The sequence below is a fragment of the Methylophaga sp. genome, from assembly GCF_030651745.1.
This window is the reverse complement of sequence record NZ_JAUSCC010000039.1, coordinates 23,230-45,862: the sequence shown is the minus strand read 5'-3', so window position 1 is coordinate 45,862 and position 22,633 is coordinate 23,230. Positions and strand designations below refer to the sequence as shown.

Genomic DNA, 22,633 nt, shown 5'->3' with positions numbered 1-22,633 from the left:
TTTGAGGTTTAACCCATGTCCAATTTGACACCACAGGAAAGACAAGTCCGTATTCGTGAACTCAAGCAAGCGATTGAAGAGCTTGAAGCAGGAATGCCAAGTGAAATGGATGAACAACAGCACGAAAAGATTGATGAGCTGGAACAGTATTTTGATGCAGTGGAAACCAAATTCACCAGTTTGAAAATCTTTTGGGAAGATTTGAAACAATCCTTGAAAAATTCCAAGCAAGACTAACTCGACCATGCGGAGTAAATCTCAGTGAAACAACAATATGTGGGTGTGATTGCTGGTCTTGTGTTGATTATGTTGGCTGGTTGTTCACAGCATGATGATCTGTCAGAAACCAGGATTACGGAAAACACCATCGTCATTAACGGTTCCAGCACTGTTTTTCCAATCTCCACGGAAGCGGCAAAACGCTTTATACGTCAACAACCGGAAGCTGAAATTTCCGTGAAGTTTTCAGGCACCAATGCCGGGTTTCGTATGTTCTGTGAAGGTAAAACTGATATAAGCAATGCATCGCGGCCGATTAACGCCGAAGAGATTGCCTTATGTGCTGAAAATGAGATCGACTATATCGAACTACCATTGGCACAGGATGCTTTAGCGGTTGTTGTGCACTCGGCAAATGACTGGGTTGATTCTTTGACAATGAGCGAATTAAAAACCATTTGGTCCAAACAAAGTGATGGAAAGGTCTTGAACTGGAACCAAGTCAGAACGCAATGGCCGGATAAATCGTTATCGCTGTATGGCAGAGGCCAGGATTCAGGTACTTACGACTATTTTACTACTCATGTTACTGGTGTTACCCGCGAAAGTCGTTCCGATTATGTAGCCAGTGAAGACGAAGAGTATTTGGCAGCCCAGATCGCCAAAGATAAAAATGCATTGGGCTTTTTTGGTATCGGCGGCTATCACCGTCATTGGGATACCTTGAAGCTGGTACCGATTGATAATGGAAACGGCCCTGTTTACCCTTCTATTGAAACAGTGGCAAATGGTCAGTACAAGCCGTTTTCAAGACCTTTATTTTTATATGTTAAAAAACAGTCTTTAGAGGATAAGGCCAATCTTAAGGTGTTTTTAACGCACTACTTTTCCAACATTGTGACATGGCTGCATTTCACCGGTTATATGCCGTATCCGGAAGCGCAATATGCTGAAAATATTCAACAATTACTTAACTAAGTAAATCTGTCTTCAGCTTAAATAGGCAGCTAACACGATCCAGGCCATATCTTTAGCCTTGTTTGCTGCCGTTAAATCCCCTTGTACGTGGGCCATTACGATGGCCCCCTCTTTTAACAGGCTGATGGACTCGGTGACCTGTTGACTCGCGGGTTCTGGTATTCCCAAAGCCTGGATTTGTTTAGCAATCAAGCCATTGATTTTTTGTTTATGTTGCTGACATTGCTGATATACCGGATGTTGTGGATTATTGAATTCAGCACAGGTATTAATAAAAAAGCATCCATGGAAATCCGTTAGCAAATCTACACGGTTATTTATCCAATCATCTACGGCATCAAATAATTCATTGAGGCCATCATAACCGGGGGTTACTTGTTCTAATCGAGCAGCTAACCAGTTGTAAAAATTCTCATCGCGATATTCCACCACCGCCGCAATCAATTCATCTTTGCTGGCAAAATGATGATAAAGCGTTTTTTTGGCAACACCTGCAGTCTGCAAGATCTGATTGATGCCAACGGCATGAATGCCATTTCGATAAAACAGATCAAAGGCGGCATGAACTAATTGCTGACGTTTATCCATAATGCTTTCTCATAAATTTACAGCCAGTTTGACAGAGGTATACCGATCTGTCTATTCTGTTGGTAGACAGATTTGTATACCTTGTTGCTGGAGAATAAAACCATGTTACAAACCGAACAAAAACCACCGTTTCCACCTTTTACCCGTGAGACTGCTGTGCAAAAAGTCCGTATGGCGGAAGATGGCTGGAATAGCCGGGATCCGGAAAAAGTCTCTATGGCTTACACCGCTGACAGTCAATGGCGGAACAGGTCTGAATTTCCAACTGGGCGGGAACAGATTAAAACGTTTCTGCAGAAAAAATGGCAAACCGAATTGGATTATCGATTGGTGAAAGAGCTTTGGGCTTTTACGGATAACCGGATTGCCGTTAGATTTGTCTATGAATGGCATGATGCAGCAGGACAATGGTTTCGTTCATACGGCAATGAAAACTGGGAATTCGATGACAACGGTTTAATGAAAAAACGTTATGCCAGTATTAATGATTTAGCTATTCATGAAAGTGAACGTAAATTAACCTGGCCTTTAGGCAGAAGACCGGATGATTATCCAAGTCTGAGCGAGTTGGGTTTATAGTCCCGGTAAAATAAACCGGCGCGGAGTCGAAACTCCGCGCCGGATTTTTTATCGTAGCAACAAGAACATCGCCTGATTGTCACGAACAATATTCAGCAATAATTCCGGTTGATTGGTCACCATCTGTTTGAACTGCTCCAGATCATTCACTGGCTGGCGGTTTACTGAAGTCACAATGTCATAGCTGCGTAAACCAGCATTCCAGGCCGGGCTGCCACGTTGTACCGAATACAACATAATGCCTTGAACTTTGCCGTAATTAGGTGAGCTTGGTTCAATATCGCCAAACGTTGCCCCAGCTAATTTTGGGTGCACTTCACCAGTCTGAGCTGTGCTACGTTGTGCCTCTGTTACTTCTGCAGTCAGAGTTTGTGCTTTACCATCACGAATGATGTCCAGTTTGATCGACTGACCAACCATTAATAAACCAATGGTATTACGCAGGTTATCGGCATTGGCCAGTGAAACACCATCAACGGCTGTCACCACATCACCCACTTTTAACCCGGCTTTTTCAGCAGCTGATCCCGGAATCACGTTTGTCACAACAGCACCACCGCGGATATTTTCAATGCCAAAGGCTTGAGCTAATTCAGGTGTTATATCTTGCATTTGCACGCCCAAATAAGCGCGGCGTACTTCGCCATGTTCCAGTAATTGATCGGTGATTTGTTTGACCAGATTGCTTGGGATGGCAAAACCAATACCGATATTGCCAGTTTGTCCTGGCGAAAAGATGGCTGTGTTAATACCGACCAGTTCACCGCGTAAATTGACCAAGGCACCACCAGAATTACCGGGGTTGATTGAAGCATCGGTTTGAATAAAGTTTTCATAACCTTCGAGACCAAGACCACTACGCCCCAAGGCACTGACAATACCGGAAGTCACAGTTTGGCCCAATCCAAATGGGTTACCAATTGCCACCACAAAATCACCTACCCGTAGGCTATCTGAATCCGCTAGTGGCAGGGCAGTAAGATTTTCAGGTGGAATACGAATTACAGCAACATCGGTTGCCGGATCGCTGCCAACGACTTCAGCCTGAAAACTGCGGCCGTCATGCAATGAAACCGTAATTTCATCAGCACGTTGAATTACATGGTTGTTGGTTAATACCAGCCCTTCTTTGGCATTCACAATAACGCCACTACCCAGGCTTTGCGCCTGACGGGTACGAGGTTGCTGTTGTTCGGGTAAGTTAAAAAAACGCCGGAAAAAAGGGTCATTTAATAGCGGATTATCCTGTATACGCACTTCACTGCGCGTTGCGATGTTGACAACGGCTGGTTTGGATCGATCCAGCATCGGTGCCAATGTTGGCATTTGATTGTCATCGCCCAACCATGAAAAAGGCAGGGCAGCGACAGCCACCTGCGTCAAAAGGGTAATACCGGCTAACCAGACAACAGCAGATTTCAGCTTGTTCATCATCTTGTTTTCCTCAAATGTTTCAGATGTTCTCACGAGGGTTAAAAGGTAATTTTTCAGCCATTTCTTGGTAAAACTTTTTAGCTTCAGCAGTCGTTGCCGGAGGGGTCATAATTTGTAAAACAACAAACTGATCTCCAGCCGTTTTGCCGGGCAGGCCGCGACCTTTTAAACGCATTTTTTGACCACTGCGAGCACCCGCCGGGATATTCAGACTAATTTTTCCGGCTAAAGTTGGCGCAGTAATTTTGGCACCCAAAGCGGCTTCCCACGGGGCAATAGGTAGATCCAGATAAACATCCCTGCCATCCAGACGATAAAGCGAATGCGGGGCAATCTGGATTTCCAGGTATAAATCACCGGGTTTGCCGCTCATACCGGCTTTACCTTGGCCGGTTAAACGGATTTTTTTACCGGGCTCAATTCCGGCAGGAATCTTGACACTGACGGTGCCAGATTGAGATGCGCCTGCAGGACGACGAATCGATTTGGTCGCACCGTTAAATGCATCTTCTAATGAAATGGTGATCTTGGCGTTAACGTCGTCCCCTCTGGCAAAGAAATTATCACTGCGGCCGCCACCCATACCGCCCATGCCACCAAACATGTTTTCAAAAAAACTGCTGAAATTACCTTGACCAAAGCCACCGACATTCTCTTCCCAGCCAGGAGGTGGAGAAAATGATTGGCCATGACGGAACTGTCCACCAAACTGATCGTATTGGGCACGCTTATCTTTATCTCGCAGAACTTCGTAAGCCTCACCGACTTCCTTGAACTTTTCTTCAGCATTTTCTTCTTTGCTGACATCAGGGTGAAACTTACGCGCCAGGGTGCGATAGGCTTTTTTTATCTCTTCAGGTGTTGCTGTTCGGCTTACACCAAGGATCTTGTAATAGTCTTTATATTCCATGGGCTCTTTTAGATAAAAATTGATTTGGGTCAATAGATGGGGATGATAGGACGTTTTTCAACGTCATTTAAGGATTTTTCTGATGTGTTGCAAAAACACAACATGAGAGAATGCGTTAACTTTTTACAACATACTGCTCAGGGATTATAGCTCATGCCGACTTTACGAAAATTATCCGCCCTAATGGCTTTGGCCAGTTTGAATATTGCCTTACCCGCTTATGCTCAGGAAGATCAGGATTTATCTCTTGACGAACTGGTAGTGACCGGAACGCGCTCGGGCACACCTATTCTGGAATTAGCAGGTAATACCGGCAAAATCTCAGAAGAAGAAATCGATCTGATTCGTGCGGATCACGTCACAGAGGTGGTCAATCGTATAAGTGGTGTCAATGTGCAACGTGGTAACGGCCAGGAGCATTTAACTTCTATTCGTTCGCCGGTTCTGTCAGGTGGTGCTGGTGCCGGTTCGTTTTTATACCTTGAAGATGGACTTCCATTACGTGCAGCGGGTTTTGCTAATGTAAACGGTTTGTTTGAAGTCAATCATGAACAGGCGGGTGGTATTGAAGTCGTGCGTGGCCCTGGTAGTGCTTTGTATGGTTCTAACGCTGTGCATGGTCTGATGAACTTTTTGACCCGTGCACCTTCATTAAACCTCGAACGACAAATCGATTTTTCGGTGGGGCCACACGATTTATACAAATTCAAAGGCACTGTCAGTGACACCGTTGGTCGCCATGGTTACCGTGTCAGTGTTAATGGCACTACCGATAATGGTTATGCCGAAGATGCTGGATATGATCAGCAAAAAGTCACTCTGCGTCATGATTATTACGGTGATCAGGACAGTTTTAAAACCATTTTCAGTGCCAGTAATCTGAATCAGAAAACAGCAGGTTACATTGAAGGTTTTGAAGCTTATAAAGATGGCAGCCTTTCCAGAAGCAACCCTAATAAAGAACGAGGGGTTGATGCATATCGCAATGCCAAGTCTTTCCGCTTATCAACCGAGTGGGAGCGCCAGCTGAATGAAACCACTTCGTTTCGTCTTACACCTTATATGCGTCATACCGAAATGGATTTTTTAATGCATTTCTTAACCGGCCAACCAGTTGAAAAGAACAAGCATACCAGCGCCGGTTTATTATCTGCTTTAACCAAAGAATTGGATGGTGGCCATAGCATCATCGTCGGTACTGATATTGAATACACGGAAGGTGACTTATCAGAAGTGCAATTCAATCCGTCAGTAGGTCAGTTTATACAGGGCGAGCATTATAACTATGAGGTCGATGCCACCGTACTTGCGCCATATATCCACTCCGAATGGCAGGTATTGGATAAAACTCGTGTCACCGCCGGGGTTCGCTACGAATACACCAAATATGATTACACCAATAAAACAGACTCTGCGATCATCCCAGGCAATACTCGTTACCTACGTCCAGATAGTGGCAAAGATACCTTCAGCAATCTGAGTCCTAAACTGGGTGTAGTGCAAGAGCTGACGGACAATACCGCTGCATTTATCAACTACGCACGGGGTAATCGTGCTCCTCAAACCACCGACCTCTATCGTATTCAACAACGTGGAGCGACAGGTGGTGCTGCTGATTCTGAAACGATTGATAGTGTAGAAATTGGTGTTCGTCGGGTGGGTGCTGGTTTGCAATATGAAATCGCCGCATATCAGATGAAGAAAAAAGATTATTTCTTTACCGACAGCACGCAAATAAACGTTCCAGATGGTAAAACCAAACATACCGGTATTGAATTAGGCGTGTTTTATCCCTTCAATGAATTGTTTGATATCGGTGCCAACGTTACGTTTGCCAAACATGAATATGACTTTGATAGAACCTCTAGCAATATCGAAAAAGGTAACTATCTGGTTACTGCACCAAAACGAATGGGTAATGTCCGCTTAGGTTGGAACGTCACGCCAAAAAGTCGTGCTGAACTCGAATGGGTGCATATGAGTGAGTATTATTTGGATGATGCAAATGCTCGAAAATACGAAGGACATGATTTATTCAATTTACGTGCCTCGCATGCAGTAACCGAGAGTTTGACGCTGTATGGCCGTGTGCATAACCTGTTTGATACGGATTATGCCGAGCGGGCAGACTTTAATGGTTTCAGCCAACAATACCGTTACTTTGTAGGCGAACGTCGTGGCCTGCATGTTGGTGCAAGTTACTCGTTCTAAGTTAACGAGTGTCAAAATCAAAAAAGCGGTGGCTGATTCATTCAGCCACCGCTTTTTTATGTCATTAAGTTAAGCAAAAGCCTTATTGACGATGCGCTTTTCGCATCTCTAATCTTCGTAAAAACTCTCGCATAATGTCGTCATATAAAGCTGGTCCCAGATAAGCATCTTCAACCCCGCTATCGATACTGGGGTTATCGTTTATTTCGATCAACACCACTCGGCTACCGCTTTGTTTGATATCGATGCCATAAAGTCCATCTCCGACCAGTTTCGCCGATTTTATAGCGATTTTCAGCACTTTTTCCGGTACTTCTGAAATAGGCACTGCAGCCGATTTACCGGAGTCAGTACCTTTTTTGGTGTTGTGGTTATAAATCTGCCAATGGCCTTTGCTCATAAAATACTGACAGGCATATATAGGCTTGTTATTAAACACACCAATACGCCAGTCATAATCGGTAAACATAAATTCCTGCAACAGAATAATTGCGGATTGCTGGAAGAAATCGGCGGCATTACTGCGCAGTTCATCGGCATTATTGACCTTGATAACGCCTTTGGAGAATGCGCCATCAGGGATCTTCAGCACCAGCGGGAAGGTTGCTTCGGTGCAGATTTTTTCCAAACCAACCTTGTCATTGCGATACAAAAGATGCGATTCCGGCATCGGCAAATTATGCTTTTCCAGCAATTCTTTCAGATAGATCTTATTGGTACAGCGAATAATCGACGTGGGATCATCAATGACCACCAGTCCTTCACTTTCAGCTCGTCTGGCAAATTTATAGGTGTGGTTATGTATCGCCGTGGTCTCGCGGATAAACAAAGCGTCATACTCAGCGATACGAATATAGTCACGTGGCGTAATCAATTCCACATCAATGCCTATACGTTTACCGCTGGAGATAAAGCGTTTTAAAGCGGTGGCATCGCTGGGCGGCATTTTTTCATCTGGATTGTGCAGAATGGCCATGTCATAGCGGTATTGACGACGCTTGGAGGGCTTACGCCACAGCTTATGACTGAAGGCATCCAGTGCATTAGCAAAACTATCCTGTTCAGTGTCTGTTAACTGATTAAGTGGTGCAGCCTTGATCGCTGAAATTAACCAGTGACCTTTGTGACTGAATTCGATTTCGATGATCGGGCAGGGATATTGTTCAAAAATTTGTCTCGCCAGTCTTTGTAATCCCTTGAATTCACACTGACCAAAAAATACTTTCAGATTAAAACTGGTTTCGGATTGTTTGTGACTGGCAGCGATTACTTTATCAAGTTGTGTTCCAAAATCTGATAAGTCGTAGGCATACAGGCTTTTGCGAGACAGATCATTGATGGTTCGCAAACTGGGCATCACCCGATGTCCACGCGCTTCGGCCACCATTGAGCAGTAATAACCGGGGCTTAAATATTCCAGACCGTGACAGAGGTTAATAATTTGCGCACGACCGCTCGCGATGTGGGATGGGGTTTGCAGATAATCATCCACAGCAATAACCTGAGCGCTGGGGAAATAAGGGGCCCAGTCTTCTATATTTTCCAAAATTATCAAATGGTTAGTCATATGACGTTAACGGAGCTCCGGTTCAGGTTGGTCAGACGATTTGTGCATCATAAAGTGATTGTGTCATGGTTATGATAAATATTTTTGCCACTACGCCGATTATCTGGTCAAAATCATAAAAGTCGCCTATTCTTCGCCGAAATTTTAAGTACAGGAGAGTTGTTGCCATGTATGCAGAAGCCGTTCTGAGTGTGTTTTCGCAACGCTATGCTGGTGCACGAGACAAGTTTATCTCAGCAGTGGAAACAAGCTCCATTGTCGAACGGGTTAACAATATTGTCCACCCGGTTCGCGGCCCTAAAAATGAACGTTTGTTCTGTGATATCGCCTGGGCTGGAAGTCCCAAGGCCAAAAATATTCTGGTATTGGTTTCAGGTGTACATGGCGTTGAAGGCGGTGTTGGCTCAGCTATTCAATCGGATTTTGTGGGACGTCATCGGCGATTACCTGCCGATGTCTGTGTTGTGATGGTTCATGCGTTAAATCCCTGGGGATTTGCCTGTGCCAGCCGCAATGATCATGAAGGCATCGATATCAACCGTAACTTTGTCGATTTTAATGCAAAGCTGCCGGACTCTGCTGAAGCAGTTGCTATCTGGGAAAAGCTCAGTAAACAAAAAGAAGCTGTTGAGCTGGTTGGTGAACAACGCGAGCAGTTTGATAAGCTCAGCCAGGGCCAGTACGCCAAAGCCGACGCGCTTTATTACGGTGGTGACAAAGCCAGCTGGTCGCGTCAAACCATCGAAGAGCTGGTCGCTCAACTGAAACCAGAAAAACGTGACAATGTGATCGTCATTGATATTCATAGTGGGCTGGGCCCTTATGGTTATGGTGAATTGATCTGTGACCATCCTCCTGAAAGTGCCGGTCTAAAGAAGGCTCGTGATTTATTTGGTGCCACTGTGACGGAGCCGGCGCTGGGTACATCAACCTCTGGCGTCAAACATGGTCTGCACGATTATTACTGGCACCAGCAAGGTGACAATGTGTGTTTCCTGACATTGGAATTCGGTACCTTTGGCAACCAGCAAATGTTGAATGTATTGTTTGCCGATCAGCAATTGCAGCAATCCGGCAAGATTGACTGGTCCGATCAGAAAACGCTGGATATCAAACATGCGATGCAAGACTTTTTCTGCCCCAGCGAGACCCAATGGCAGGAGTTGGTATTGTTTCGTGGACGGCAGGTCATTGAAATGGCTTTGGAAGGTTTAACCGCCAATGCAAATGGCAGTTAAGCAACAGACTGATTCAATAAATTTTCGTGCGGCCACGTTAGCGGATGTAGATGCACTGCTGACAATTGAAAACATCTGTTTTGATAGCGATCAATTATCCCGCCGCAGCTTCAAATGGATGATCAACAAGGCCAACGCATTATTACTAGTGGCCGAACAACAGCAAAACATCATGGGCTATGTGTTATTGCTGTATGCCAGAGGCACGTCGCTGGGGCGTATTTATTCGCTGGCGGTGTTACCAGAATACCGTAACCAGAAAATTGCCAGGGCGTTGATGAAAGAGGCTGAACAGGCTGCATTGATTGCCGGTCGCAGTTTTATCCGCCTGGAAGTGCGCCCGGATAATGTAGGCGCTATCAAACTTTATGAAAGCCTCGGCTATCACCAGTTTGAAATTGTCAGTGATTACTATGAAGATCATGCCAACGCTTTACGCATGATGAAGGTATTACAGCCTCAGCCCGAAGAGCTGCATCAGCAGGTTTTTCATTATTCACAAAGTACCGATTTCACCTGCGGCCCCGCCAGTTTGATGATGGCGATGAAAACTCTGCAACCGGTCATGCATCTGGATCGTGGTCTGGAATTACAGTTATGGCGCGAAGCCACCACCATTTTTATGACTTCCGGTCATGGAGGTTGTAGTGCTCAAGGTCTGGCTTTGGCGGCATGGCGACGTTATTTCAAAACAACATTAATCACCAACAGCGCTGATGTGCCATTTGTAAACGGCGTGCGTAGTGAAGATAAAAAAGCCGTGATGGAATGTGTGCATCAGGATTTTATGCAGCAACTGGAAACGTCAGATGTTGAGCAGCAGATGCGACAGATCGATGTGAACTTGTTGCGAGATTATCTGCATCAAGGGGCGCTGGCGGTGGTGCTGATCAGCTCTTATCGGTTAAATCAAAACAAGTCACCACACTGGGTGGTGCTGGTGTCGATTTCCGATACTTTTGTCTATTTTCACGATCCGGATATCGATTGGGATGATGACAAAACCTTAACCGACAGTTTTTATGTGCCGGTCACACATAAAGAATTCAATCGCATGCTGGGTTACGGTAAACCCCGTTATCAGGCCGCGGTTATTTTACATTCCACAAAATAATCCTTTCCCAGATAAGAACCGCTGCGTGAAAAAGCTGTCTCTGCAGAACAGGAGAATCTAATGCTCGATAAACTCAAACAGTTCTTACAACGTGAATTGCTCAGCGATGACGATACCGGTGATGTTGCGCATGTCTCAGTCAAACTTGCTGCGGCCGCATTGATGGTCGAGGTGATTGCCGCTGATTATCATTTCAAAGACGAAGAGCGTGAAATGCTGCTGAACATTTTGCAAAAACGCTTTTCTCTGGACAAAAATGCGGCGGAGAGTTTGCTGCAAGAAGCCGAACAGGCTCACAAATCCGCTACTGACTATTTTGCTTTTACTTCCGAAATCAACCGTCGTTTCAGTCAGAAAAAGAAAATCGAATTAATCCATATCCTATGGCAACTGGCGAATGCTGATAATGAAATTCATCAGATAGAGCAACACGTTATCCGTCGCATCAGTAATCTGTTACATGTTGAGCACAGTGATTTTATTGCCGCCAAGCTGGCCGCGACCGGACATACCTGAACACGATAATTAAAGCTTCTCCATTCAACATCAGGAAACAACCCAGACCCGCTTGTCAGTTAACTGTTAAAACGTTAATGTATCTCATTCTCATTAACGGTTATCCATCGTCGGCAAATGTCTCCACCTCCACTGGAATCCATCTATAAAGACCACCACAGTTGGCTTCGCGGCTGGTTGTATCAAAGGGTCGGTTGCGATCAGCGCGCAGCAGATCTGGCGCAGGATACCTTTGTTCGCCTATTGCAGGCACAGCACAAACAAACAGGCTTTACCCCGGAACAACCAAGAGCTTATCTACGTACCGTCGCCAATGGCCTGGTGGTTGATTATTTTCGCCGCCGTTCTTTGGAAAATGCTTATCTTGAAGCATTAGCCGATATGCCCGAACTCACAATAATGTCAGAAGAAGAACAGCTGCTAATTCGAGAAACGCTGGAGCAGCTTGACGCTTTATTAAATAGATTGCCCACACGAGTGAAAACCATCTTCCTGTTATCCCAGCTGGAAGGGCTGACTTACCTCCAGATTGCTAAAAAGACCGGCGCGTCATTAAGCACCGTAAAGCGCGATATGCAGCAGGCCTTTATCCATTGCCTGACCTTATTATGGTAAACACCATGAACTCAGCACCAGCAAACATCATTGCTGAAGCCGCCGACTGGCTGGTTAAAATGCAGGACAGGCCATTAACGGCAAACGAACAAAGTCAGTTGCAGATATGGTGTGCCCAAAGTTCTGATCATCAGCGTGCATGGCAGGTCGCACAACAATTAAATCACTCGTTTGCACAAGTGCCGGAAAAGCTCGGCCTTTCCGTGCTCAGCCGAAAACAAACTCAACGACGCAATATCATCAAAGCCATCAGTGCATTGCTGGTTATTCCGACCGGTAGCTGGCTGGCCTATCAACATTCAACGTTAGCTTCTTGGGCTGCAGATTATCAAACAGCGACTGGCGAATGGCGTGAAGTCATGCTAGCGGATGGCAGTAAGCTGATATTGAATACCCGCAGCGCGGTCAATGTCCTGTTTGATGAAAACCAGCGACGAATCGAATTACTGGAAGGAGAAATCCAGATCACCACAGCCAGTGACGCGCTGAGTCGACCCTTATCCGTCACAACAGAACATGGACAAATTCGCGCCTTGGGCACCATCTTCACGGTGCGATTCGATTCAGATTATTCGCAGGTCGCCGTACAGCAGGATGCCGTGGAAATTTATACGGCTGAAACCCATAAAACTCAGCAAATCACTGCTGGACAGCAAATTCGTTTTTCCAAAAAGCATATTGAGCCAGCTACAGCGAACCAATCGGCAGTAACAACCGCTTGGACACGTAAACAATTGATTGTTGATAATCAGCCATTAGCAGAAGTGATAGCCGAATTATCGCGTTATCGTAAAGGCTGGCTGCGGTGCGATCCTGCCGTGGCAGAGTTACGGCTTTCGGGTGTTTTTCAACTCAGTGATACCAATGTTGCCCTCAGCAATCTCGCTCATACGTTACCGGTCAGTGTGGTGTATCGCAGCCCCTATTGGGTAACGGTCACAAAAAATAAATGAACCTTTTTTTCAGCTGCTTCGGCATAGGTAGTAAATGAATCTCATTCACATCATTTACGCTGAAAAGGAAGCTCCATGAACTCTGCTCAATCCAAACAGGCGAAAGCCTTGAAAAAGCCGACACTGCTCAATCAGTCAATAAAAGCAGCAATCATCGCTACGGTGGTAGTAACCGCAGCATTGCCCATAACCACATTAATAGCCGCCGAAGCCACTGTTTCTCAACAACAGCAGTTTCAGATCCCAGCTGGACCATTGGCACAATCACTGAACCAGTTTGCCAGTCAAGCACGAGTAACCTTGTCATTTGATCCGGCAATTACTGATGGACTAACCAGCCCAAGTATTTCCGGACAATATTCACCGCAGCAGGTGTTGGAAATGTTGCTTACTGGTACAGGATTGCAAGCATACCGACAAGCTGATGAAGGTTATGGGATCAAAGCGACACCGTCGGTTGATACGAGCGAGCTGGTTCACTTGCCATCAGTAAAGGTTACTGCGGATGCAGAAAGAAATCTGCAATTCGAAGGTACTGCGGCGGACGGTTACCGTGTTAAAACCGTTTCTTCAGTAGGTGGTCTCGGCAGCATGAATCTTCAAGACACGCCATTTTCGATCAGTGTCATTCCCAAAGAACTCATCGAAAACGTTCAAGCATCTTCCCCCGATGATATATACAGAATCAACCCATCGACCAGAACAAGTACGCCACAAAGTACCGGATGGTCGCCTTTGGTCAATATTCGAGGCTTTCCGACATACGATGTCTCCGAAGATGGTTTGCGTCGTCCCTATAATCATGCTGCCGTGCTAGAAGATAAAGAACGTATTGAAGTATTAAGCGGTTTGTCGGGGTTTCTATACGGAGCGGCCCCGCCGGCAGGTATGATCAACTTTGTTTCCAAGCGTCCTACACAGGAGCGGCTGAGCAATATTACGGTGGGTAATTATGGCGGGAACCAATATTACGTGCATGGAGATTTTGGTGGCCGCATCGACGAAGCGGAAAATATGGGGTACCGGCTAAACGTTGTCAGACAGGATGGTAATACCGTTGTTGATGATCAGGAAATTGACCGGACATTGGTCAGCGGTGCTTTCGATTGGCAGCTTTCAGATCAACTTCTGCTTGAACTTAAAGCATCTTACAACCAATACAAGACGCAAGCTCCTTCCGCCTACTGGTTTTTCAATGATGCTATTCCCAGAGGTAAGGCGCCAGATGCCAGCAAAAACTGGTCTCAACCCTGGATTCAGGATGAATTTGAGAATAAGCAGGTCGGTGGACGTCTTAGTTATCAATTAAATGACTCCATCACACTAAGAGGCGGTTATACCAAAAGTTATATTGATCGACCTGTTCAAGATCACACAATGAACAGTATGTTTTCTACATCCCAGTATCGCCAGCTTCGTCAACGTGTCGGCGAAACCAAGAGCGAGATCAACGGCGGCCAGGCTTTTGCTGATTTTGCCTTCGACACGGCGGGCATCGCTCATAAGTTGACTCTTGGCTATTACACTTATACAGCTAAGGACTGGAATACGACTTATGCTCCCAACACCGGCTATCAGGGACCCTATTCGATGGACACGCCGACGCATGTTCCAGAGTACAGCTTTCCTGAAAATACGGGACAATTGTATTTAGCAGGCAAAGCAAGCAACGACAATTTTATGCTTGGCGATCTGATTCAATTTACACCGCGATGGTCGGCACTGGTCGGCGTTAATCACAGTCGTATTACCAGCAAAAACTACAATTCATTAGGTTATAAGAGTCAACCTGACTACGATAAATTCCGTAACTCCCCATCCATTTCGGTGATGTTCAAACCAATCCCGACAGTTACTACATACATCACCTATAACGAAGGTCTGGAAATGGGAGGCATCGCCCCATTAGGAACTACCAATCAATACGAAATCATGCCGCCCATGGTGAGCCGGCAGAAAGAAATTGGCATTAAAGCAGAGGTGGGCGGGGTCTTTCTAACCAGTGCACTTTTCGAAATCGAAAAAGCCTATGAATTTGCTAATGCTACCAACACCTATACCCAAGATGGTCGACAAAATCACAGAGGAGCGGAATTCAGTGCTACAGGAAAATTGACCGAGCGCTTAACAATTGTTGGTGGTTTGACTTTGCTTGATCCATCTGTCCGTGGCGGTGATAACGATGGCAAAGACCCGAGGAACGTTGCCAAAAAAGTCGCCAAACTGTATTCGGAATATGCACTTCCTTTCGTGCCCGGTCTCAGTCTCACGGGTGGGGCTTACTATACCGGAGAGCAATGGGCAAACAATGCCAATACCTACCGTTTGCCGTCGTATACAACATATGATCTTGGTTTACGCTACACGACTCTAACTGCCGGAAAGCCACTGACTCTTCGCTTGTACGCAAGTAATATTACTGACAAAGATTATTGGCAAAACAGTTACTACGTTGGGCCGCCTCGTAGCATAGCTTTTTCGGCACAAATGCAATTTTGATGAAATTAGTGAAATGTTCCACAGGAAAACAATCATCTGCCCCAGTTTTTAAAAAAAGATGGGGCAGACATATATTTGCATTAAATAGTGTTGGGTTTGGTTAAGTCGAGGCGCAAAATCCAACAACTGTGAAACGATGAACCGCCGATTGTGGGCTATCGCTATCGCTATCGCTCAAAGCTAACCAAGCTAATAGCGACTGTTGTCGATTATTTGCATGTCCCAGCGCAGCTCAATATAATTGCGAACAATTCTTATTCGCGATTATGCGGTTCGCCATTTTCCAAGCAGGATTATCATGTTAGCCAGACATAGCAAACAACAGGACGTGTTGACGTTGTACAGCGACCATCATAATTGGTTGCAAAGTTGGCTGCTTGCGAAACTGGGAAATCGTTTTGATGCCGCTGATTTGGCGCAGGATGTATTTGTAAGGTTGCTTAATCGCCAGCAATCCATTCAACCCAAACAGCCTCGTGCATTTCTTTCCACGATTGCTCGTGGACTGGTCATTGATCATTGGCGTCGCCGTGAACTGGAAAACACCTGGTTGGAAATCCTGGCCAGCCTGCCTGAAGAAGAGGCACCTTCTCCGGAAACCCAGCTGCTGTTTTTAGAAACACTCAATACTATTGACCAGGTATTGGATTCGTTAAAGCCACCTATTCGACAAGCTTTTCTATTGGCCCAACTGGAAGGCTTCACCTGCCCGCAAATTGCCCAGATACTTGGTGTTTCATTGGCCACGGTAGAACGCTATATCGCCAAGGCATTACGCCGCTGCTATGAATGCAGATTTGAAGCGTGAATGATTTATCCGACTCAGTTGATGGCGAACCCTTACCGGATGCCATTGTTGATGCGGCCATCCTCTGGGCCGTTAAGCTAAATTACAATCAAGCCTCTGAACACAATCAGCAATCCTTTGAAGCTTGGTTAAGCACTGACCCACTTCATGCCAAAGCCTGGCAGCGGATCGGTTTGATGCAGGCAGAGTTTTCTTCGTTGCCGGAAAAGCTGGCGTTGCAGACGCTGAAAAAAGTCGATGCCAAACGTCAGTCTACTTCTCTGGACCGGCGTCAGGCACTTAAATTGCTATCCGTATCGGGTGTGTTTGCCATGAGCGGTTGGCTCGCACATCAGCACACACCATGGCAGCGATTGATGGCGGATGCCAGCACGGCTATTGGAGAACAACGGACGCTAACCCTGGCAGACGGCAGTGTTATTCAGCTCAACACCGATACTGCGATCAGCACGCTGCTGGATGCAACACAACGCAATATCATTCTGCATCGTGGTGAAATTCTCATTACCACTGGCTCGGATGATGTCTCTGCCAACAAACGTCCATTCTGGGTACAAACACCAGTCGGTAAATTACAGGCATTGGGAACTCGCTTTGTAGTGAGACTGGAGCAGGAGCGTGCTTTGATTAGCGTGCAACAAGGAGCTGTTGAATTGTATCCGGTGAACAGTAATGACTCTGTAGTGGTTGCGGCAGGAGAACGCCGTTGGTTAACAATTAATACAGCGCAAGATGCAGCAAACCCCGGCTTTGAGGATGATGCCTGGGCCGATGGTGTCATTGCTGGCCAGAATATTCGGCTGGCGGATTTGTTGGCTGAACTGGCACGTTACCGTCATGGTGTGGTGCAGTGTGATCCACGAATTAACGATCTACGGGTTTCCGGTACTTTCCATTTGAAAAATACCGATCAGGCTTTGCAATTTTTGGTGCAAACCCAACCCATCAAGATCAGCTACCGCACCCGTTTTTGGGTCTCGGTCTCGCCTAGCTAAAGCAGGGTGATCTCACCGTGGGGTACTGCCAGAAAAATTATTTCAAAAAAAATGAGGGGATTGAAAATTTCATCCGGTCTGTTGGGTAAGAGGGCTCCGATTTGAGCTTTATTTATTCACATTACTGAGAGAGAAATGACCATGACTGCTTGCTCAGCCATTCCCCCAAACCTGCCACTAGCTCATCATCGACTGCGACATCCTGTTTTATCGACCATGCTGCAGATCAGCTTTGCCTGTCTGCTGGGCGGCGCAATGGTTAGCCAAACCGCCTATGCCGAAAACCAATCGAACGGCATGATTGAAACCGACAGCAAAATGTTTAGCGTACCAGCCGGACCACTTCACCAAGCCCTGGATAGCTTTGCTCGGAGTGCCGGCGTGAATCTGACTTATGATGCTGCTTTGTTACAAGGGCTAACGACCCAAGGCGTCAGAGGTCGCTATACCGTAGATGAAGCGTTGCAAGCGTTACTTGCAAATAGCGGATTAAAGTTGAGTCATACGGGTAGTGGGGGATATTTAATCGAGGCATCGGGGGACACTGCGAGTGAAATAACCCTGCCCATAGTTACTGTTTCCGGCAAGGCGTTAGGTGTTATTACTGAAGGCACCGGATCCTATACAACAGGGCTCACAAGTTCTGCTACGCGACTTGATCTTTCACCCCGTGAAACTCCGCAGTCTGTTAGCGTGATTACCCGACAGCAGTTGGACGACCAGGGTGTCATAAGCATCGGCGACGCCCTGCGTAACACCCCGGGCATATCTGTACAGGCTTTTGACAGTAACCGCATGCTGTATTTCACACGAGGTTTCGACATCACCAACTACCAGTATGATGGGGTCAACACGATTGCCGATAATATCTACGAAGGCTCCCCCCACGGCGACACAGCTGCCTACGACCGAATTGAAGTAATCAAGGGGGCCACGGGGGTGATGACCGGCTCGGGCGATCCATCAGCGACTGTCAATATCATACGCAAAAAGCCGACCCACGATTTCAAGGCCTCGATCACCGGCACCACTGGCTCTTGGGATAACTATCGAACTGAAGGTGACATCTCTGGAGCAATGAACGATGCGGGCACTGTACGCGGTCGCTTCGTTGCCGCCTATCAGGATCGCAAGTCTTATCTAGATCATTACAAACAGAAAAATAATACGCTTTACGGCATCCTAGAGGCCGATCTGACTCCAGATACCCTGCTGACTTTCGGTATTGACAGGTATACCACGACCCCGCGTGGCGCGTCCTGGACCGGCAATCCCGTGTACTTCTCTGATGGTAGCCGTACCAATTTTTCGCGTTCACACAACCCTGGTGCGGATTGGAGCCGCCGCGACTTCGAATCTACAACATACTTTACTGCTCTGGAACAGGCTTTTAACAATGGCTGGAGACTCAAAGTCAACCTAAACCATATGATCACCGATCATGACACACGTCTGGCCTCGGCCAGTGGCGGCAATCCAGATCCGGTAACGGGTGAAGGCATGTTCTTATATTGGGGACGCTGGGAAGGTCATCGAGTACAGAACACTGTTGATGTCAACCTTTCTGGGCCATTCAACTTGTTTGGTCGCGAGCACGAACTGGTGGCTGGGGCCATGGTTTCCCGCTCGCGCCTAACTGGTGATACCTATGACGGCAGCGCCTTTAGCATGGTGCCGGGGAGCATCTTCGACTGGAATGGCAAACTACCGGAGCAAGATTTCCCCATAAACGGTGACTACAAAACGACCCAGAGTCAAAACGGCATCTACATGGCTACACGCCTGCGCCCGAGCGATAGCCTCGCCCTGATCCTCGGGACTAGAGTCAGTACATTCAAATACAACAATGACGAAGACTATTTCGCTACCTCCAGCTGGGAGGATGTCCACGCCAGCTATAAGGAGCACGGTGTCGTCACCCCCTATGCCGGTATAGTATATGACCTTGATGATACCTACTCGGTATACGCCAGCTATACCTCGATCTACCAGCCGCAGACCAACAAAGACACCAACGGTTCAACATTGGATCCCGTTGAAGGCAACAGCTACGAAACCGGTGTTAAAGCTGCCTACTTTGACGGCAAATTGAATGCCAACCTAGCCTTGTTCCGTATAGAAGAGGACAACGTCGCGGAGAATATCGGTACCAACCCGATCACTAACGAAGGTATCTATCGTGCCATTGAGGGTGCTACCACCAAGGGGGTGGAGCTGGAACTGAACGGTGAACTACAGGAAGGCTGGAACCTCTCCGTCGGCTATACATACGCCCGCACCCGCGACGCTGACCAACAGCGCATCTTTGGCTATCCCCTAGCCACTACTCAACCTGAACATGTGGTTCGCCTTTTCACCACATACCGCTTACCAGGCGACTTGAACCGGATAACCATCGGTGGCGGGGTGAAATGGCAGAGTGTTTTCTACGGCAACATTTATAGCGGGACAATCGACGACTACACCCTAATCAAACAAAGCGACTACACCTTGGTCGACCTGATGGCACGCTACCAGTACAACGAGCATTTGAACTTTACTCTCAACGCCAACAATGTGTTCGACAAAAAATACCTAATAGGTTTGGGTAACTTCGACACTACTTATTATGGTGAGCCACGCAATTTGATGCTAACAACTCGGTGGGATTACTAGGATCTGAGCAATCGGGGCAGTGTCATTGATATTTTGCTGTTAATTTGTTCGACCAAGAATATGTCTCGGGATGTCAAAACCTGAACACTTGTTATTTCGGTGCTCGTCTATTGGTTATGGCCCCGCCAAACAGAACGGGTGATTTTAAATTTACCTCTCCCCGTGAAAGCGGGGAGTAGGTTATTTAAACTACTATTTGCCATCTGAGGTTGGAAAAGTGCGTAGGTTGGGTGGAGCGATAGCGATACCCAACAGTCCCAAGGTCATTAGTTACATCAATGTTGGGTTTCATAATATTCAACCCAACCTACTGTTTTATAACGCGATAACGTTATTCCAGTATCTGTTCCATGCTAAGCCGCACCTCGGCTGTGGCGAAGCTGAAACAGATCATAATTGGCTTGCATGGTCAGCCAGAACTCAGCAGTGCCGGCCCCGGCTTGTTCCAGAGCTAATGCCATTTCCGGTGTTACTGAGGCGCTGCCGTTAATGACCCGGTTGAGGGTATTACGGTGGCAGCCCAGCCGTTCGGCGACCACGGCCACACTGTCAATCTTGTGGCCGTCTTCATCTTCAATCAAGCGCTGCCGGATAATACGGCCTGGGTGCGAGGGGTCATACATCGCCATGGTATTTTCTCCCATCAGTGGTAATCGTCATAGTCCAATAGGTACACATTGCCATCTCGGAACTCAAAGAAAAGTCGCCAGTTGCCGGACACTTTGATGGCATGTTGGCCTTTTAGTTTTCCGGTCAGCGGGTGCAGGTCCCAGTTGCTGACCGCTATATCGTCAAGGCTGGTGGCGGCGTCCAATACGGTCAGTCGATCGCGGAGGCGGTCAACATGATCAGTGGGAATGCCCTTGGTACTTCCCTTCTCGAAAAACTGTTTCAGTCCCTTGTGCCTGATGCTTTTGATCATCCCTTTCTCAGCCCATGTCTTTCTGCATAAGGCAGATTGTATCGTGTCGCGCGACAGTGTGCAATTATGCTTTGGGTATCGCACCCCAAGCCAACATGAGTTTAATAGAGCCTAACTTAAGGTTGAACCATATCAAGCTATTGAATCCCGTAATTGTATTGGTCTTTGTAAAAGGTAAAACAAGCAACGTGTTTCTTTCAGAGATTTGCATGTCCCAGCACAGCTCAATATAATTGCGAACAATTCTTATTCGCGATTAATGGTGAGTTTGCCATAGGCTAAAGGCGTTTCATGTCGATCAACCAGACCAAACAGCAAGTTCAGTCTTTGTATATTGACCATCACAGTTGGTTACAGGGTTGGTTAAGATCCAAATTAGGCTGTAGTTATCAAGCTGATGATTTAGCGCAGGATACTTTTACGCGTATTTTAGCGGGCCGCACACAAACTCGGATTAACGAACCCCGTGCCTATCTGACCACGATTGCCAAAGGCTTGTTGGTGAACTGGTATCAGCGTCAGGCTTTGGAGCGTGCTTATCTTGACGCATTGGCATTGCTGCCACCTCAGGAAATCCCCTCGGAAGAGCAGCGCTATCTTATCCTTGAAGCCCTCAACGAAGTCGACCAAATGTTGGATGCTTTGCCGCCATTGGTGAAACGTGCGTTTTTGCTATCGCAGATTGAGGGATTGAAATACGAAATCATTGCCGAGCAGATTGGTGTATCGCTGATTACGGTAAAACGTTATATGAAACAGGCTTTTCGCCACTGCCTGTTGGTAATGGAATAATTTCTCCAGCATGCCCAAAATCAACGCTATTGATCCTCGAATACTCGATCAGGCAGCTGACTGGTTGATGCGATTAAGTGCCACAGAAGTCACCGATGCTGATCGCGAGGCCTGTCTTCGCTGGCAGCAACAGCATCCTGATCATGTCCGTGCCTGGGTGAGGGCTGAATTGCTGGTCAATAAATTGGGCGCCTTGCCCCCGTCGTTAGCGATACCCGCACTGGACCGACCGGATAACCCTAATCGACGCGCTATTCTTAATAAGTTGGCTATTTTGTTGGCAATAGCTCCTGTCGGCTGGGGTAGCTGGCGCATAGTGGAATCACAGGGTTGGACAGCTGATTATCACACCGCCAGTGGTGAAAAAAGAGAGTTTCAACTGGCAGATGGCTCTCAGCTGACATTGAATACAGCGACATCGGTTGATGTGCAATTTGATAATCAGCAACGATTTGTCTGGTTGCGATCCGGCGAAATACTGGTGCAAACGGCAGTTGATACTGCGTCAGTCCACCGTCCATTTATCGTGGGCACCAAGCAGGGAACACTCGAAGCATTAGGTACTCGATTTAGGGTATACCAGCAAAAAAACACAACACAGCTAGGTGTATTGGAAGGTGCGGTAAAAGTTATACCAACAGAGGCTGATTTATCACAGCAAATTATTGTTAACGCAGGCGAGCAGATCAGCTTTAACCGCCATACCGTTGAACTTCCAACGCCGCTGGATCAAGCTGTAACCACCTGGACTCAAGGCATGCTGCTGGCGGATAAAATGCCGCTGGGTGAATTTGTATCCGAACTCGGCCGTTATCGAAGCGGCATGGTGAGATGCGATCCAGCCATTGCCAATTTGCCTGTGTCAGGTTCGTATCCTATTTCTGACACTGATTTGGCATTACGCATGCTGGTCTCGACTTATCCCATTAAATTGACATCACATATGCACGGTTACTGGATCAATCTGTTACCCGTTTGAAATCAGCAATAAATAAAAATGTGAACAGACTGATACTTTTTTTGCTTTCAGCTGGCAAGGA

General features: G+C 46.7%; 21 protein-coding genes. 15 read left to right on the top strand and 6 right to left on the bottom strand.

Annotation, left to right across the window (positions count from 1 at the left end):
* The first annotated feature begins 15 nt into the window (after window positions 1–15).
* Together Q7V21_RS04270 and Q7V21_RS04265 are read left to right on the top strand one after the other, a co-directional pair.
* A complete protein-coding gene (locus tag Q7V21_RS04270; protein WP_304916092.1) occupies window positions 16–237 on the top strand; it encodes a hypothetical protein in 222 nt (73 codons plus the stop codon).
* 24 nt (window positions 238–261) lie between these two features.
* Window positions 262–1,197 (top strand): PstS family phosphate ABC transporter substrate-binding protein, encoded by a 936-nt coding sequence (locus tag Q7V21_RS04265; protein WP_304916091.1) that lies wholly within the window; start codon window positions 262–264, stop codon window positions 1,195–1,197.
* A 12-nt stretch (window positions 1,198–1,209) separates the two neighbouring features.
* On the opposite strand, the gene Q7V21_RS04260 is transcribed toward Q7V21_RS04265, so the two are convergent.
* On the bottom strand, window positions 1,210–1,785 hold the full coding sequence (locus tag Q7V21_RS04260) for a TetR/AcrR family transcriptional regulator (protein ID WP_304916090.1): 576 nt from the start codon (window positions 1,783–1,785) through the stop codon (window positions 1,210–1,212).
* Between the two features lie 102 nt (window positions 1,786–1,887).
* Between Q7V21_RS04260 and Q7V21_RS04255 the strand changes: the two genes are divergently transcribed.
* A complete protein-coding gene (locus tag Q7V21_RS04255; protein ID WP_304916089.1) occupies window positions 1,888–2,364 on the top strand; it encodes a nuclear transport factor 2 family protein in 477 nt (158 codons plus the stop codon).
* Between the two features lie 48 nt (window positions 2,365–2,412).
* Here Q7V21_RS04255 and Q7V21_RS04250 read toward each other — a convergent pair whose 3' ends face one another.
* Together Q7V21_RS04250 and Q7V21_RS04245 are read right to left on the bottom strand one after the other, a co-directional pair.
* Window positions 2,413–3,798, bottom strand: a complete 1,386-nt coding sequence (locus tag Q7V21_RS04250) for a DegQ family serine endoprotease (protein ID WP_304916088.1) — start codon at window positions 3,796–3,798, stop codon at window positions 2,413–2,415.
* Window positions 3,799–3,817: 19 nt separating this feature from the next.
* Window positions 3,818–4,708 carry a DnaJ C-terminal domain-containing protein gene (locus Q7V21_RS04245; protein ID WP_304916087.1) on the bottom strand — a complete coding sequence of 297 codons (891 nt, stop codon included), beginning with the start codon at window positions 4,706–4,708 and terminating at the stop codon, window positions 3,818–3,820.
* A 153-nt stretch (window positions 4,709–4,861) separates the two neighbouring features.
* On the opposite strand from Q7V21_RS04245, the gene Q7V21_RS04240 reads away from it, so the two are divergent.
* Window positions 4,862–6,919 carry a TonB-dependent receptor gene (locus tag Q7V21_RS04240; RefSeq protein ID WP_304916086.1) on the top strand — a complete coding sequence of 686 codons (2,058 nt, stop codon included), beginning with the start codon at window positions 4,862–4,864 and terminating at the stop codon, window positions 6,917–6,919.
* An 82-nt stretch (window positions 6,920–7,001) separates the two neighbouring features.
* On the opposite strand, the gene Q7V21_RS04235 is transcribed toward Q7V21_RS04240, so the two are convergent.
* Window positions 7,002–8,486, bottom strand: a complete 1,485-nt coding sequence (locus Q7V21_RS04235; RefSeq protein WP_304916085.1) for a RimK family protein — start codon at window positions 8,484–8,486, stop codon at window positions 7,002–7,004.
* Between the two features lie 167 nt (window positions 8,487–8,653).
* Here Q7V21_RS04235 and Q7V21_RS04230 point away from each other — a divergent pair, with 167 nt between their 5' ends.
* From Q7V21_RS04230 to Q7V21_RS04190, 9 genes are all read left to right on the top strand, one after another.
* The gene (locus tag Q7V21_RS04230; protein ID WP_304916084.1) at window positions 8,654–9,724 is read left to right on the top strand and encodes a DUF2817 domain-containing protein; all 1,071 of its coding nucleotides are present in this window, start codon (window positions 8,654–8,656) and stop codon (window positions 9,722–9,724) included.
* Complete coding sequence (locus tag Q7V21_RS04225) at window positions 9,714–10,838, top strand: GNAT family N-acetyltransferase/peptidase C39 family protein (protein WP_304916083.1); 1,125 nt, start codon at window positions 9,714–9,716, stop codon at window positions 10,836–10,838. The genes Q7V21_RS04230 and Q7V21_RS04225 overlap by 11 nt, the downstream gene beginning before the upstream one ends.
* Window positions 10,839–10,898: 60 nt before the next feature.
* Window positions 10,899–11,354, top strand: coding sequence for a TerB family tellurite resistance protein (locus Q7V21_RS04220; protein ID WP_304916082.1), 456 nt, complete (start codon window positions 10,899–10,901; stop codon window positions 11,352–11,354).
* A 117-nt stretch (window positions 11,355–11,471) separates the two neighbouring features.
* Window positions 11,472–11,969, top strand: a complete 498-nt coding sequence (locus Q7V21_RS04215) for a sigma-70 family RNA polymerase sigma factor (RefSeq protein ID WP_304916081.1) — start codon at window positions 11,472–11,474, stop codon at window positions 11,967–11,969.
* Between the two features lie 5 nt (window positions 11,970–11,974).
* On the top strand, window positions 11,975–12,922 hold the full coding sequence (locus tag Q7V21_RS04210; protein ID WP_304916080.1) for a FecR domain-containing protein: 948 nt from the start codon (window positions 11,975–11,977) through the stop codon (window positions 12,920–12,922).
* Window positions 12,923–12,997: 75 nt separating this feature from the next.
* Window positions 12,998–15,421, top strand: coding sequence for a TonB-dependent receptor (locus Q7V21_RS04205; protein ID WP_304916079.1), 2,424 nt, complete (start codon window positions 12,998–13,000; stop codon window positions 15,419–15,421).
* A gap of 298 nt (window positions 15,422–15,719) precedes the next feature.
* Window positions 15,720–16,229 (top strand): sigma-70 family RNA polymerase sigma factor, encoded by a 510-nt coding sequence (locus Q7V21_RS04200; protein WP_304916078.1) that lies wholly within the window; start codon window positions 15,720–15,722, stop codon window positions 16,227–16,229.
* Window positions 16,226–17,224, top strand: a complete 999-nt coding sequence (locus Q7V21_RS04195; protein WP_304916077.1) for a FecR domain-containing protein — start codon at window positions 16,226–16,228, stop codon at window positions 17,222–17,224. The genes Q7V21_RS04200 and Q7V21_RS04195 overlap by 4 nt, the downstream gene beginning before the upstream one ends.
* A gap of 135 nt (window positions 17,225–17,359) precedes the next feature.
* Window positions 17,360–19,879: a TonB-dependent siderophore receptor gene (locus Q7V21_RS04190; RefSeq protein WP_304916076.1), complete on the top strand. Its 2,520-nt coding sequence runs from the start codon at window positions 17,360–17,362 to the stop codon at window positions 19,877–19,879.
* A 353-nt stretch (window positions 19,880–20,232) separates the two neighbouring features.
* Here Q7V21_RS04190 and Q7V21_RS04185 read toward each other — a convergent pair whose 3' ends face one another.
* Both Q7V21_RS04185 and Q7V21_RS04180 read right to left on the bottom strand, forming a co-directional pair.
* A complete protein-coding gene (locus Q7V21_RS04185; protein ID WP_304916075.1) occupies window positions 20,233–20,508 on the bottom strand; it encodes a HigA family addiction module antitoxin in 276 nt (91 codons plus the stop codon).
* A 14-nt stretch (window positions 20,509–20,522) separates the two neighbouring features.
* On the bottom strand, window positions 20,523–20,801 hold the full coding sequence (locus Q7V21_RS04180) for a type II toxin-antitoxin system RelE/ParE family toxin (protein WP_304916074.1): 279 nt from the start codon (window positions 20,799–20,801) through the stop codon (window positions 20,523–20,525).
* 291 nt (window positions 20,802–21,092) lie between these two features.
* Between Q7V21_RS04180 and Q7V21_RS04175 the strand changes: the two genes are divergently transcribed.
* Window positions 21,093–21,593, top strand: coding sequence for a sigma-70 family RNA polymerase sigma factor (locus Q7V21_RS04175; RefSeq protein WP_304916073.1), 501 nt, complete (start codon window positions 21,093–21,095; stop codon window positions 21,591–21,593).
* A gap of 10 nt (window positions 21,594–21,603) precedes the next feature.
* Window positions 21,604–22,572: a FecR domain-containing protein gene (locus Q7V21_RS04170; protein WP_304916072.1), complete on the top strand. Its 969-nt coding sequence runs from the start codon at window positions 21,604–21,606 to the stop codon at window positions 22,570–22,572.
* The last annotated feature ends 61 nt before the right edge of the window (window positions 22,573–22,633 follow it).